This window comes from Paenibacillus sp. GYB003, from assembly GCF_036577625.1.
GTDB lineage: Bacteria > Bacillota > Bacilli > Paenibacillales > NBRC-103111 > Paenibacillus_AB.
In genome coordinates this window covers 179,613-194,082 of record NZ_JARBDC010000001.1, presented here as the reverse complement: position 1 = coordinate 194,082, position 14,470 = coordinate 179,613, and the positions used below count along the sequence as shown (strand labels likewise).

10 protein-coding genes are annotated in these 14,470 nt (G+C 59.8%); all 10 read left to right on the top strand.

Translation table 11 applies throughout. From position 1 onward, the window contains the following. Positions 1-71: 71 nt before the first annotated feature. Positions 72-734: an endonuclease III gene (gene nth, locus PV407_RS00930; RefSeq protein ID WP_332087970.1), complete on the top strand. Its 663-nt coding sequence runs from the start codon at positions 72-74 to the stop codon at positions 732-734. 20 nt (positions 735-754) lie between these two features. Beyond that, on the top strand, positions 755-1,027 hold the full coding sequence (locus PV407_RS00925; protein WP_332087969.1) for an NAD/NADP transhydrogenase alpha subunit: 273 nt from the start codon (positions 755-757) through the stop codon (positions 1,025-1,027). 132 nt (positions 1,028-1,159) lie between these two features. Further along, positions 1,160-4,828 (top strand): dynamin family protein, encoded by a 3,669-nt coding sequence (locus tag PV407_RS00920; protein ID WP_332087968.1) that lies wholly within the window; start codon positions 1,160-1,162, stop codon positions 4,826-4,828. A gap of 136 nt (positions 4,829-4,964) precedes the next feature. After that, positions 4,965-6,029 carry a hypothetical protein gene (locus PV407_RS00915; protein WP_332087967.1) on the top strand — a complete coding sequence of 355 codons (1,065 nt, stop codon included), beginning with the start codon at positions 4,965-4,967 and terminating at the stop codon, positions 6,027-6,029. Positions 6,030-6,346: 317 nt separating this feature from the next. Then, entirely contained in the window at positions 6,347-8,119 is a 1,773-nt protein-coding gene (locus PV407_RS00910) for an ABC transporter ATP-binding protein (RefSeq protein ID WP_332087966.1), read from the top strand. Continuing rightward, entirely contained in the window at positions 8,116-9,975 is a 1,860-nt protein-coding gene (locus tag PV407_RS00905; RefSeq protein ID WP_332087965.1) for an ABC transporter ATP-binding protein, read from the top strand. The genes PV407_RS00910 and PV407_RS00905 overlap by 4 nt, the downstream gene beginning before the upstream one ends. Positions 9,976-10,139: 164 nt before the next feature. Then, positions 10,140-11,423: a glycoside hydrolase family 18 protein gene (locus PV407_RS00900; protein WP_332087964.1), complete on the top strand. Its 1,284-nt coding sequence runs from the start codon at positions 10,140-10,142 to the stop codon at positions 11,421-11,423. A gap of 158 nt (positions 11,424-11,581) precedes the next feature. After that, positions 11,582-12,382, top strand: coding sequence for a GDSL-type esterase/lipase family protein (locus tag PV407_RS00895; RefSeq protein ID WP_332087963.1), 801 nt, complete (start codon positions 11,582-11,584; stop codon positions 12,380-12,382). Between the two features lie 14 nt (positions 12,383-12,396). Beyond that, complete coding sequence (locus PV407_RS00890; protein WP_332087962.1) at positions 12,397-13,374, top strand: ABC transporter ATP-binding protein; 978 nt, start codon at positions 12,397-12,399, stop codon at positions 13,372-13,374. Beyond that, the gene (locus PV407_RS00885; RefSeq protein WP_332087961.1) at positions 13,367-14,368 is read left to right on the top strand and encodes an ABC transporter permease; all 1,002 of its coding nucleotides are present in this window, start codon (positions 13,367-13,369) and stop codon (positions 14,366-14,368) included. The genes PV407_RS00890 and PV407_RS00885 overlap by 8 nt, the downstream gene beginning before the upstream one ends. The last annotated feature ends 102 nt before the right edge of the window (positions 14,369-14,470 follow it).

Genomic DNA, 14,470 nt, shown 5'->3' with positions numbered 1-14,470 from the left:
GCAACTCGCTGCCCCGGCGACATTTTTGCGCGACTAACCGACAGACGAATCGCTGACGCGAGGTGACCCCCATGACTGCGAAAAGAACGCGGCGCATTCTCGACACGATCGCCGAGATGTTCCCGGACGCCCATTGCGAGCTGAACCATTCGAATCCGTTCGAGCTGACGATCGCCGTGCTGCTGTCGGCGCAATGCACGGACGAAACGGTCAATAAGGTGACGGCCGATCTGTTCCGCAAATACAAGACGCCGGACGATTACTTGTCCGTCCCGCTCGAGGAGCTCGAGCAGGACATTCGCCGCATCGGCCTGTTTCGCAATAAAGCGAAAAACATTCAAAGCTTGTGCCGCATTTTGCTCGACAAGCACGGCGGACAAGTGCCGGACAAGCACGAGCTGCTTACCGAGCTGCCGGGCGTCGGCCGCAAGACGGCGAACGTCGTCGTCTCGAACGCTTTCGGCGTTCCGGCCATCGCCGTCGACACGCACGTGGAGCGGGTATCGAAGCGTCTCGGCCTGGCCGGCGAGGACGACACGGTGCTGCAGGTCGAGCAGAAGCTGATGAAGCAGGTGCCGAAGGACGAATGGACGCAGACACATCACCGGCTCATCTTTTTCGGAAGATACCACTGCAAGGCGCAAAACCCGCAGTGCGTCGTTTGCCCGCTCGCGGACGTGTGCAAGGAAGGCAAGCAACGTATGAAAATGCCCAAAAAGAGGAAATCTGTATAAAAACGAAGGTGGGGATCAGCATGAAATGCATAGCCGTCTATACGAACGATTTCGAATTGTTTTCCGACATTTACGAGAAAGTGCTCAGCACGCCGCTCGCCGACAACGAAGAAACCGAAATCGAAGGCGTCACGATCAGCGAATCCGGCGACGTGCCGGAGCATTACATCGAGCGGATGCGGGTCAAGCCCGACGTCGTCGTCATGAAAGTAAAAGAACAAAACATTACGATTTTGCAGCACGGCGAAGTGTTCGAAATATTTATACCTGAAAATGAAAATGTGTTACACTAGAAACCGGAGAAATTCGGTTTTTTTCTTTTTATCCGATCGGGAAGCGGGGAACTTCCCGTACGGGACGGTTCGGAATATACTGAACATCATCCATCGTTTTCATCATCATCAGATATGGGGAGAGCTTTGTTCATGACTACGACGCAAACCCGGGGACCTGCCGACGCCAAAGAAGCGATCGCTTCGGTCGGACGGTCGGTAGCCGAGACCGGGGATCATAAACACGCGGTGAAGCTGGCGCAGCTGGCCGAGAAGGCGGGCGAGCCCGTGCTGAACGTCGCGTTTTGCGGCCATTTTTCCGCGGGAAAATCGAGTTTGATCAATCGGCTGTGCGGGCATCCGCTGCTGCCTTCGAGTCCGATCCCGACGAGCGCCAACGTCGTGACGATCCGCAGCGGTCCGGCCGGGGCGATCGTCCGTTCGGCGCATCGCGAGCCGGGCAAGCCGGCCGCTGCCGAGGTGCCCCTCGATCGTCTGGACGAATATTGCAAAAACGGCGAAGAGATCGAATCGGTTTCCATCCGCTACCCGATTCCGCTGCTCGATCGCGGAGTGGCGCTGCTCGATACGCCGGGCATCGATTCGACCGACGACGCACATATGATGGCGACGGAATCGGCGCTGCATATGGCCGACGTCGTGTTTTACGTGATGGATTACAACCATGTGCAGTCGGAAATCAATTTCGCGTTTACGAAGCGGCTCCAGGATTGGGGCAAGCCGCTTTATCTCATCGTCAACATGATCGACAAGCACCGGGAGCGCGAGCTTTCGTTCGCCGAATACCGCGAAAGCGTGCGCCGCTCGTTCGCGAGCTGGCATATCGAGCCGGACGGCATTTTATTTACGTCGGTAAAGCATCCCGAGCTGCCCGAAAGCGATTGGGAGAAGCTGCCGGAGCTGATCCGGCGTCTGGCGGACATGGCGAAGCCGCTCACCCGGAACAGTCTGGTCCGGTCGGTCGAGCATTTGCTCCGCGAGCATGCGGCCTGGGCGGCCGAACAGAACGAGGAAGAGAAGGCGCGCCTGCGCGCCCGCATCGAGCAGGAGGGCGGCGCCGACCTGCCCGAGCGGTACGAAGCCTTGGTCGCCCGGATCGAAGAGCGGAAGCGGGCCGCCGACCGGCTGCCGGACGAATGGCGAAGCGAGGCGGTCAAGCTGCTCGACAATGCGAACATAACGCCCGCTTCTACGCGCGATTTGGCCGATCACTATTTGCAAAGCCGCAAGCCGGGCTTCAAAGTCGGGCTGTTCGCGCGCGCGGCGGCGACGGCGAAAGAATCGGCGAACCGGCTGTCCGCGTTCGCGGCCGATTACGCCGAGAAGGTGGAGGCGAATATCGTCTGGCATTTGCGCGCGCAGCTGATGAAGGCGGCGGAAAGCTGCGGAGCGGATACGGCGCCGATCGACGAAGCGCTGTCGCGGACGCTGGGCCGGGTCGGCGGGGAGTGGCTGGCCGAGCAAGTGCAGAACGGGGCCGTCGTTTCGGGCGAATATACGTTGAACTATTCGAAGCTAATTGCGGCCGAGACGAAAAGCATGTTTCGCCGGACCGCGTTCGAGCTGATCGATTCGATCGCAACCGTCGCCGGCGCCGCCGCGGATCGCGAAGTGGCGGAGCTGATCCGCGAGAAGGAGACGATGGCCGGGCGGCTCGGCGCCTATCGCGAGCTGCAGTCGATCGAACAGGAGGAGAAGCGAAGCGAGCGGGAGCTGCGCTCGCAGTTTCCGTTCGAAGCGCCCGACTTGGCGGGCAAGCTTCCCGATCCGGACCGGATTGACGCGCGCAAGGATACGGGCGCCGCCCGCGATGCGGACGAAGCCGCGCCGGCCAAGCCGTCCGCGGGGTTGCCGTTCTCGCTCGGCGTTTCGGACCGGGACGCCGATGGGGCGGACGCAGCGCGGCCTTCCAGCTTCCGCTCGACGATGTCGAAAACGGCGGCGAAGCTGGAGGACGCCTGCGGGCTGCTCGCGCCGATTCCGTCGATGCAGCAGATCGTCCGCTCGATGCAGGACAAGGCGCAGCGGCTCGCGCAAAGCCGGTTCACGATCGCGCTGTTCGGGGCGTTCAGCGCCGGCAAGTCGTCTTTCGCGAACGCGCTGATGGGCGAATCCGTCCTGCCCGTATCCCCGAATCCGACGACGGCGGCGATCAACAAAATCATGCCGCCAACGGACGAATGGCCGCACGGCTCGGTGAAAGTGAAAATGAAAACGGCCGAAGCGATTCAAAGCGACGTCCTGTACTCGCTGGACGCGCTTGGCGACCGGGCGACGGACATCGAAGCGGCGCTCGGCTTCATCGAGAAGCTGACGCCGGAGCGCGTCGGCCCGAGCGGCAAGCCGCATTACGCCTTTTTGAAAGCCGTGCGCAAAGGATGGGACGACGCGAAAGACGTCCTGGGCCGCGAGCTGCGGGTCGATATCGAGCTGTTCCGCGGCTTCGCGGCGGAGGAAAGCAAGTCGTGCTTCGTCGAATATATCGAGCTGTATTACCGGTGTCCGTTAACGGAGCAGGGAATGATTTTGGTCGATACGCCGGGAGCGGATTCGATCAACGCGAGACATACGGGAGTGGCGTTCAACTATATGAAGAGCGCCGACGCCATTTTGTTCGTTACGTATTACAACCACGCCTTTTCCCAGGCGGACCGCGAATTTTTGCTGCAGCTCGGCCGGGTGAAGGACAGCTTCGAGCTCGATAAAATGTTTTTCCTCGTCAATGCGGCCGATTTGGCGGCGAGCCGCGAAGAGCTGGACGGCGTCACCCGTCACGTCGAAGCCAATTTGCTGAAATTCGGCATTCGCCGTCCGCGCATTTATCCGGTGTCGAGCTTGCTGGCGCTGGACGGCAAGTCGAGGCGGGACGGGACGCTGGTCGAACAGAGCGGCATCGCCGGCTTCGAACGCGATTTCGTCCGGTTCGCCGTCGACGAATTGGCGGGCATCGCCGTCCGGTCGGCCGGCCAGGAGCTGGAACGGTCGGCGGCGCTGCTGAACCGGTGGATCGCCGGATCGCAGGACAGCGAGGAGCAGCGCAAGCGGAACGTGCTCGCCGTACGGGAAGCGCGCGGGCAAGCGGAAGCGCTGCTGCGGGATACGGATACGTCGGCGGACGAGCGGGAGGCGGACAAAGAAATACGCGAGCTGCTTTATTACGTGAAGCAGCGAATCGGCTACCGGTTCGGCGAGCTGTTCCAGTATGCTTTCAATCCGGCGCAGCTTCGCGAGGACGCGGGAACGATCCGCGGCTCGATGCGCGCCGCCTGGTTCGAGCTGATCCGTCTGATCTCCTACGATTTGTCGCAGGAGCTGTACGCGACGACGCTGCGCGTCGAAAACGCGCTGAACCGTCTCGCCGGCGAGCGGTACGAGGAGAAGCAGCGAGCGATCGGACGGCTGCTCGACGGCTTCGAAGCCGGAGCTTACGAGCCGGAGCCGTTCCGCACGCCGGCCGTCTCCGAAACGATCGAGGCGCCGGTCGACGACAAATGGCTCGCTTCGTTTTACAAAAACGGCAAACATTTTTTCGAAGGCCCCGGCAAAAACCAGCTGAAGGAAGCGGTGGAAAAAACGCTTCACGAGCCGATCGCCGAATACGTCGAACGGCATTCCGCCTCGTTCGTCGCGGAATATACGGCCGGCTACCGGGAGCGCGTTTCCGCTTTGCATGAAAAGCTGCATCGCCGCATGGCCGAGCACGCGGACGGCATGCTGGCCGCTCTCGAAATGAAGGTCGATCTCGGGCAGCTCGCCGCCACGCGCGAGAAGCTGCAGGCGTTGATCGGCGATGCTTCGTAAAACATTGCGACAGGTTCAGGGCGATCGGGACGTTCTTCGCTTCAGGCGGGGAGCGTCCGTTTTTTTCGTGAAACGCTGACGAAAATTCGCAACAATTGCCGATTTTTTCCGTCTAATGATTGGGAGGAGAAAGTCGATGATTCGTGAATGGTACGTACGGGTCGGCACCGTTTCGACACTCGCGGCCGTGCTTGCGGCCGGCTTTTTCGGATATTACAATTGGAACCCGGATGCGTTCGCCGCTTCGCCTTCACCGGCGCAGGCCGCCCCGCTCGCGCCGCCCGAGCGCGACCAGCTGTTCGATCCGGGAGCGGTCCGCCCCGGGGACGTCGTCGCCGGCATGTCGGCCGCGAGCGTCTCCGCAGGCACGCACGGCGTTCGATCGGTGACGGTCCGGTTCGAAGGCGCGAAGACGGTCAGCGGCCGGTTCGAGGTGATGGGCCGGGAGACGGAGCCGTACAATCCCGGCGACGTTATTTTTACGGTCGACGACAGGTCGGCTTCGCTGCTGCCGAAAGCGAAAACGTTCCACGAAGTGCCGAACCGGTTCTCGCTCCGCTTCGCGAATCCGGACGACAGGGCGAAATTCGGCGACGCGGGCTCGACCGGAACCGGCTCGATCGTCGTAACCGACTATACGGCCGTTTATGCGGACATCCTCGAAGGAACGTCGGATACGGCGACGCTCGGCGAGATCAGAACGCTGCACGTCATACCGCCGAAAAGCCCGGAGGAGAACAATCCGGACTTCGACAAGGCGATGCTGCCGTTTCCCGCGCTGAAGCTCGAGCCGAAACGGGCGGTCGCGAATCCGCTCGCCGTTTACGAATGGCTCGAAAGCGTGGAGAAGTCGTTTTACGGGCTCGCGTACAACGGCAAACCGATCAGCGCCGCGCAGCGCGACAAAGTTCGCCTCTGGCTGCTCGGAGCGTTTACCGAAAGCCGGGCCGAACGGCTGCTGCTCTCGCACGTCCCCGAGACGGAGGGAGGCTATCTGATCAACGGAGCTTCCTCGGGGCTCATTCCGCCCGTTATCGTGAAGGATGTCGCCGAGCCGAAGCTGACGGCCGCCGCGGACGGGACGTACGAATTCGCGGTTACGCTCGTCGTATCCGGCACCCGGGACGCGAAGCTGACGTGCACGCTGCAGTACGGCAAGAACGGATGGAAAATCGACGATTACGCATACGTGATGATGTAACAACCGGACCGCGGGTCCGGTTGTTTTTTTTGCGGTTTTCGCCTTCCGTTTCCATTTTCAGGAGATCGGACGGCGCTTCCAATCCCGCTCCTGTCAAGGGTTGTCACCCAATTTTCATAAGTTTCGTGAAAACGCATCCATGGCCGGGTAATTTGATGATTTGGAAGAATCGCATGGATTCCTTCCCGTTTTCGTCTTATTTTGTGTGTATTAGCGGGATATTGAACGTTTCTCCCGATTCGCCCGATTGCTCGAACCAGGGGATGGTGATAAGATTCATTAAGAAAATTGGAAAGCAGCCGGCTAGGAGGGCGACAATGAACGTTTTAAAGCAGTTGAAGCAATTTTACTGGAAAGACCGGTATTTGCTGTTCATCTCGATTGTCTGTTTGATGTGTTCCACCGCACTCGGGCTCGTGTACCCGCACTTGCTCCGCTTCCTCATCGACGACGTCATCAAGGAGGAACAATTCGAATGGGTGCCCTATCTAGCGCTGCTTGTCGTCGGAATCGTAGCGGTTAAAGCGTCGTTCGCGTATACGCACGGGTTTACGGGGGGCCGGCTCGGCAACCGGGTCGCCTTCAATATGAGGGGCGCCCTGTACGAGAAGCTGCAATATTTATCGTTTCAGTATTACGACCGGGCCAAAACGGGCGACCTCATGTCCCGACTGACCGCGGACCTCGAAGGCATCCGGCAGTTTATCGGCTTCGGCTTCGCCCAGCTGCTCAACGTATTTCTCATGTTCATCTTCGGCTCGATCATGATGTTTACGATGAACTGGAAGCTGACGCTCGTCACGTTCGTCACGATGCCGTTTCTGGTCGTCACGGCGATGAGGCTGGAGCGGAAAATTCACCCCGGCTTCCGTTCGGTTCGCCAGGCGAACAGCAACTTGACGACGGCGGTGCAGGAAAATATCAACGGCGTGCGGACCGTCAAGGCGTTCGCGCGGGAACCGTTCGAAATCGAGAAATTCGCGGTCCGAAGCGCGGAGTTCAAAGAAAGCAACATCAGCTTGTCCTACACATGGTCCCGCTTTTTCCCGACGCTCGAGCTGCTCTCGTCCGTTTGCGTGGCGATTTTGCTGGCGACCGGCGGCATGTTCGTCATCAACGGGTCGATGAAGCTCGGCGAGCTGGTCGCGTTTTTCAGCTTCATCTGGTACATTATCGCGCCGATGCGGGATATCGGCTTCCATATTAACAACTACACGCAATCGAAAGCGTCCGGCGAGCGCGTGCTGGAAATATTGAACCAATACGTACACGTAAAAGACAAGGATGGCGCGGTCGCGCTGCAGCGCAGCGACGTGCGCGGCTCGGTCCGCTTCGAAAACGTCACGTTCGCTTATCCGGAAAAGCAGCCGGCGCTTCGCGAGTTCAATCTGGACGCTCCGGCGGGCTCGGTCATCGGGCTGCTCGGGGGAACCGGCTCCGGCAAGTCGACCGTCATCCAGCTTTTGCTGCGCGCCTACAATATCAAGGAAGGCCGGATCACGCTCGACGGCAAAGACATTCGCGACATCAAGCTCGAAAGCTTGCGGCAGCAAATCGCGCTCGTCTTTCAGGAAACGTTCCTGTTCTCCTCGACGATTCGCAACAACATTTCGTACGGGCGCAAAGACGTGACGGACGAAGAAATCGTTCGCGCCGCCAAGCTGGCCAAAGCCCACGACTTCATCATGGAGCTGCCGCTCGGCTACGATACGATCGTCGGCGAACGCGGCATGGGGCTGTCCGGCGGACAGAAGCAGCGGATCGCCATCGCCCGCGCGCTGATCAAAGATCCGAAAATATTGATTTTGGACGACGCCACGAGCGCGGTCGACATGGAGACGGAGCACGAAATTCAGGCCGGCTTCCGGGAGCTGATGAAAGGACGGACGACGTTCATTATCGCGCACCGCATCTCGTCGCTGAAGCATGCCGACGAAATTCTCGTTCTGGAAGGCGGACGCATCATTCAACGCGGCACGCACGAAGAGCTGCTCCGCCAGCCCGGCCATTATTACGATACGTATAAAATCCAGTATTCGGATCATCCCGATTTCGCGCAGCATCAGGAAGAACGGAGGGTGGTAGGATGAGCCGGTCCGACAAAATGTCCGAGAAGGACCAGAGAAGCAACCAGGCCGGAGAAGCGGCCAAATCGCAGGAGCGTTTCGTCTACCAGGACGACGACAAAATGGAGAAATCGTTCGACTGGGGGCAGGTCAGGCGGATGGGCTCGTACTTGAAGCCTTACCGCAAGCAGCTGCTGCCGATCATTCTCGCCACGATGCTGCTCGGCACGTTTTCCAAGCTGGCGATCCCGTTCTTGATCGCCAAAGCGATCGACGAGGCGATTTTCAAGGGCGACGGCGACCTGCTGATCATTTACGCGTCGACGATGCTGGCGCTGTACATTTTGCAGTGGCTCGTCAACAATTACCGGATTCGCTATATTAACGTCATCGGCCAAAAGGTGCTGTACGATTTGCGTTACGCGCTGTTCAGCCACATTCAGCAGCTGTCGTTCCGCTTTTTCGACAAACGTCCGGCCGGTTCGGTGCTGGTGCGCATTACGAACGACGTCAACTCGCTGCAGGACTTGTTCACGAACGGCGTCGTCAACCTGATGATCGACTGCGTGCAGCTGATCGGGATCGTCGTCATCCTGCTGTCGCTCAATCCGAAGCTCGGCCTCGCCATTATTGTTACGGTACCGCTCATGTTTATCGTTTCGGGCTCGCTGCGGAAACGGATCCGCATCGCCTGGCAGGACGTCCGGATGAAGCAGTCGCGCATCAACTCGCATTTGGCCGAATGCATTCAGGGCATTCGCGTGACGCAAGCGTTCACGCAGGAGAAAGAAAACATCAACTATTTCGAAGGCATGAACACGATCAACAAAAAATCGTGGGACAAGGCGTCCGCGCTCAACCAATCGTTCGGACCGATCATCGAGCTGACCGGGGCGGTCGGCACGTGCATTTTGTTCTGGTACGGGGCGCATCTGATCGAGAGCAAGGAGCTGACGGTCGGGATGCTCGTCGCCTTCGCGAACTACATCGGCAACTTCTGGGAGCCGATCAACCGGCTCGGCCAAATGTACAACCAAATGTTGGTGGCGATGGCGTCGTCCGAGCGCATCTTCGAATTTCTCGACGAGAAGCCGACCGTCAGCGAGAAGGAGAAGCCGGAGACGCTGCCGCCGATCCAGGGCCACGTCCGCTTCGACAACATCGTGTTCGAATACGAGAAGGACCGCCCGGCGCTGAAAGGAATCAGCCTGGAAGCGAAAGCCGGAGAATCGATCGCGCTCGTCGGCCATACCGGCTCGGGCAAAAGCACGATCATCAACCTGCTGTGCCGGTTTTACGATCCGGTCGAAGGCCGCGTGCTCGTCGACGGCTACGACATCCGCGACGTGACGCTGCAAAGCTTGCGGTCGCAGGTCGGCATCGTGCTGCAGGATACGTTCATTTTCTCCGGCTCGATCCGCGACAATATCCGCTTCGGCCGTCTGGACGCGACGGACGAAGAAATCGAAGCGGCCGCCAAGGCGGTTCACGCGCACGACTTCATCGTGGCGCTGCCGGACGGGTACGACACGCAGGTCGAGGAGCGGGGCAGCATGCTGTCGATGGGGCAAAGGCAGCTGCTGTCGTTCGCCCGGGCGCTGCTCGCCAACCCGCGGGTGCTGATCCTGGACGAAGCGACGGCCAGCATCGATACGGAGACGGAGCAAAAAATCCAGCAGGCGCTCAAAACGCTGCTCGTCGGCCGCACGTCGTTCATGATCGCGCACCGGCTGTCGACGATCCGCAATGCCGACAAAATCGTCGTCCTCGACCACGGCAACATTATGGAGACGGGAACGCACGACGAGCTGATGCGCCTTGGCGGCATTTATCACGGCCTGGTCGAAGCGCAGTACAAATTTTTAAGCGAAGCGGTTTAATCGGTTTTTATCGGAAAGCTTTTCCGGCGCCTTCGGGCGTCCGAAAGGCTTTCTTTTTTTACGGGGGATTTTTGGGCGGGACTGGCAACTAACGGGGAATGGGCGAATACGCTTGGAACGAGGAACGCATAGGCTTCAAGCCTTGTGCGGGAAGGAGGACAGCGATGCAAATCGAGGTGGTGCAACCCGGCGATTCGCTATGGGCGATCGCGAGACGATACGGCGTTGCGGTCGACGATATCGTGCGCATCAACGAAATCGACGAGCCGACGCGGCTCGCGGTCGGTCAGGCGATCGTCATTCCGACGGCCGATACGACGCATATCGTTCGCCCGGGCGAGTCGCTCTGGTCGATCGCGCGCCGATACGGAGTGACGGTGGAGCAAATCGCGCAGGCGAACGGCCTTGCCGATCCGTCCAGACTGTACGTCGGCCAGAGGCTGCGCATTCCGCGGCAAGGGGAGAGGCCGACGATCGAGGCGAACGGCTATTTGCAGCCGGGAACGGCCGAGGCGGATCGCGAAATCGTCCGCGATACGGCGGCCTATTTGACTTATTTCAGCATTTTCCAATACATCGCCCGGCGGGACGGCTCCTTGCAGCCGCCGCAGGACGAAGCCGCGCTCGAGGCGATCCGGAACACCGACGCGGTGCCGATGATGGTCGTCACCAATTTCGAAAACGGGACGTTTTCGTCGGAAGTCGCCCGCGCCGTATTCGACAACGCCGAAGCAAGGGCCCGTTTGATCGACAATATCGTCGCGACTTTGCGCGACAAAGGCTTTTACGCGCTGAACGTCGACTTCGAGCACGTGTTTCCGGAGGACCGGGAAAAGTACAACGCCTTTTTGCGCGACTTGACGGCACGCGTCCATGCGGAAGGGAAGCTCATCTCGACCGCGCTCGCGCCGAAGACGAGCGGCACCCAGGCCGGTCGTTGGTACGAAGCGCACGACTACCCGGCTCACGGCGAAATCGTCGATTTCGTCATTATTATGACGTACGAATGGGGCTGGTCCGGAGGGCCGCCGATGGCCGTCGCGCCGATTCCGCAGGTGCGGCAGGTGCTCGACTACGCCGTATCGGTCATTCCGCCGCAAAAAATATTGATGGGCGCGCCCTTGTACGGCTACAACTGGACTTTGCCGTACGTGAAAGGCGGAAAATTCGCCCCGACGCTCAGCCCGAAGGCGGCCGTCGAGCTGGCCCGCGACGTCGGCGCGTATATCCGGTTCGATCCGACGTCGCAGGCGCCGAACTTTTCGTATTTCGATCACGAAGGCAGGGAGCATATCGTCTGGTTCGAGGATGCGCGCAGCATGCAGGCGAAGTTCGATCTCATCAAAGAGTACGGCCTGCGCGGCATCAGCTATTGGGTGCTCGGACAAAGCTTTCCGCAAAACTGGGCGCTGCTCGAGGCGAATTTCACGATCAAAAAGCTGAAATGAACGAACGCCGCGCTCGGACCGCAGAACGAATCCGTTCCGAGTCGGGCGTTTCTTTTTTTTGCCTTCGTCCCGCGGCCTTGCGGCTTCCGCGTATTTGCAAATTGCGGGCCGAACCTTTACTCTAGAATTAGATACGATGCCTAGGGGGCGCTCTTTCGGTGAAATCGACTCGAACGTTATGGAGGACGGTCGGAGGGGCGGCGCTGCTCGCGACGCTGCTGCTTATCGTCGGACTCGTCTACGCGGTCGCCGACGTGATCAATCCGAAGCCGGCCGAATGGGCCCGGCCGCCCGATACTCCGCCCGCGGAACAAACGAAGTCGTCGATCGACATCGTCGCGCTCGGCGATTCGCTGACGGTCGGAACGGGCGACGTGACCGGCAAAGGGTACGTGCAGCGCGTGCGGGAGAAGCTGGCGGCTTTGACGAAGAAGCAGGTGAACGTCATCGGCAATTATGCCGTTAACGGAAACCGTACCGACGGGCTGCTCGCGGCTCTGCAAAACAAAAGCGGAATTCCGTACGGGATCGAGAAGGCGGACGTCGTGCTGTTCACGATGGGCGGCAACGATTTGTTCGCGATCGGACAAGACGTCATGAACTCGCAGTCGGAGCAGCTCGATCCGGCGATGGTGCGGGTGCGGCTGCCGGAGCCGCTCAAGCGGCTCGAGCAAATTATGGCGAAGCTGGCCGAATTGAACCCGCGGGCGAAAATCGTCTACGTGGGCGTTTACAATCCGTTTTACGATATTCCGGACATGCGCCCGGCTACCGTTTACGTGCAGGAATGGAACGACGAAGCGTTCCGCATCGCAAGCCGCTATCCGAATATGGCGGTCGTGCCGACGATCGATTTGTTCCAGCTCAATATCGGGAAATACATGTACAGCGACCATTTCCATCCGAACGGGGAAGGGTACGAGCGGATCGCCGATCGCGTCGTTCAGGCGCTTGAATAAGGGAGGGTGCGAGCTTGACCGCACATTCGAACATCGTCTTGTCCGTCCGCGACGTGAAAAAGAAGATTAAGGACCGGCTCATCATCAAAGGCGTTTCGTTCGACGTGCGCCGCGGCGAAATATTCGGCTTTCTCGGCCCGAACGGCTCCGGCAAAACGACGACGATCCGCATGCTCGTCGGCCTCGTCAAACCGACGGAAGGCACGATCACGCTCGGCGGGCACGACATCGCCAAGAAGCCGAACGAGGCGCTTCGCCATGTCGGCTGCATCGTGGAAAACCCGGAGCTGTACTCGTACTTGACCGGCTGGGAAAATCTCGAGCATTTCGCGCGGATGATTCCCGGCGTCGGCGAGCGGCGCATACGCGAAGTGACGGAAATCGTCGGACTCGGACAGCGCATTTTCGACAAAGTGAAGACGTATTCGCTCGGCATGCGGCAGCGGCTCGGCATCGCGCAGGCGCTGCTCGGCAGCCCGAGCCTGCTCATTCTCGACGAGCCGACGAACGGGCTCGATCCGCAGGGCATCAAAGAGATGCGCGATTTTATCCGGAGGCTGGCGTCGGAAGGGTTAAGCTTGTTCGTGTCCAGCCATCTGCTCAGCGAAATTCAGCAAATGTGCGACCGGGTGGCGATCATCAGCCACGGCACCGTCATCGCCGTCGGCGAGGTGGACGAGCTGCTGCGGGAAGCGGGCGGCATCGTCAAATGGAGCGTGGAGCCGTACGACCGCGCCAAGGAGCTGCTCTCCCGGACGGAAGGCGTGCGGCTTCTCGATCCCGCCGAGGACGGTTCCGGCGAGGATGCGGCCATAAAGGCCGGGACGGAGGCGGGCGGACGGACGATCGCCGTCCGGATGGAGCGGGAGGCGATTCCCGGGCTGAACGAGCGGCTGGTGGCGGCCGGCATTCGCGTATACGGCGTCCAGACCGTCAATCCGACGCTCGAGGAGCTGTTTTTGCGCGTGACGGAGGGGGAAACCATTGAATAACAGCGTCGGCCTCTATCCATTGGTGCAAAACGAAACGATCAAAATATGGAAGAAGAAACGGTTTCTCGTCATTTTGCTCATCCTGGCCGCCTTGATTCCGATGTTCACGTACGCGCAGCTGAAGGTGGCGCAAAACAACAAGAAGCAGTTCGGCACGCAGGACTGGCGGCTGGAAACGCAGCAGCAGATCAACGATTACACGAACCGGCTGGCGAGCAACCGGGTGCCCGAAGAGTGGAAAAAAGTGATGCGCGTCCAGGTGAAGGTGCTGCAATATTATTTGGACCAAAACGTCGATCCGAAAGCGCCGAACGGGGTTACGTTCACGAGAACGTTCATGGCGAACGCGATCGGCCTGTTCATTCCGCTCATGGTGATGGTCATCGCCTCCGACCTCGTGTCGTCCGAGCATTCGACGGGCACGATCAAGCTGCTGCTGACGCGGCCCGTTCGGCGCTGGAAAGTGCTGGCAAGCAAATATATCGCGCTGCTGTTCTACATATCGCTCACCGTCGTCGCGACGACGGCGCTCGCCTACTTGATATCCGGACTCGTGTTCGGCTACGGAGGCTGGACGCTGCCGGCTTTTACCGGCTTCAAGATCGTCGGCTCCGAGGTCGACCTGACGTACGTCCACCCCGTTCCGCAATGGCTCTATTTGCTCATGGAGCTCGGCCTCGTCTGGTTCGCCGCGCTGATCGTCGGGCTCATGTCGCTCATGGTGTCGGTGCTCGTGCGGAGCACGGCGGCCGGCATGGGCATCATGCTCGCGGTCATTATCGCCGGCACCATTTTGACGAACATGGTGTCGTCGTGGCAGACGGCCAAATATTTGTTCATGGTCAACTTGACGCTGACCGACTATTTGTCGGGGCGGCTGCCGCCGATCGAAGGGATGAACCTCGCCTTCTCGATGACCGTTTTGGCCGTATGGGGACTCGCTTCGCTCGTCGTTTCGTTCGTCGTCTTTACGAGGAAGGACATCCTTCAATAGCTTCGCCCGGCGCCGCACGGCGGACCGGCATTTCTGACGGGGCATGGTAAAAACAGACCGCATTGAGTATAATGCTAGATAGTTGTGGGCAGTTTGATTTAC

Excerpts from the sequence above, each read along its gene's own strand:
- nth (WP_332087970.1), top strand. The coding sequence starts at position 72 with ATGACTGCGAAAAGAACGCGGCGCATTCTCGACACGATCGCCGAGATG.
- PV407_RS00925 (WP_332087969.1), top strand. The coding sequence starts at position 755 with ATGAAATGCATAGCCGTCTATACGAACGATTTCGAATTGTTTTCCGAC.
- PV407_RS00920 (WP_332087968.1), top strand. The coding sequence starts at position 1,160 with ATGACTACGACGCAAACCCGGGGACCTGCCGACGCCAAAGAAGCGATC.
- PV407_RS00915 (WP_332087967.1), top strand. The coding sequence starts at position 4,965 with ATGATTCGTGAATGGTACGTACGGGTCGGCACCGTTTCGACACTCGCG.
- PV407_RS00910 (WP_332087966.1), top strand. The coding sequence starts at position 6,347 with ATGAACGTTTTAAAGCAGTTGAAGCAATTTTACTGGAAAGACCGGTAT.
- PV407_RS00905 (WP_332087965.1), top strand. The coding sequence starts at position 8,116 with ATGAGCCGGTCCGACAAAATGTCCGAGAAGGACCAGAGAAGCAACCAG.
- PV407_RS00900 (WP_332087964.1), top strand. The coding sequence starts at position 10,140 with ATGCAAATCGAGGTGGTGCAACCCGGCGATTCGCTATGGGCGATCGCG.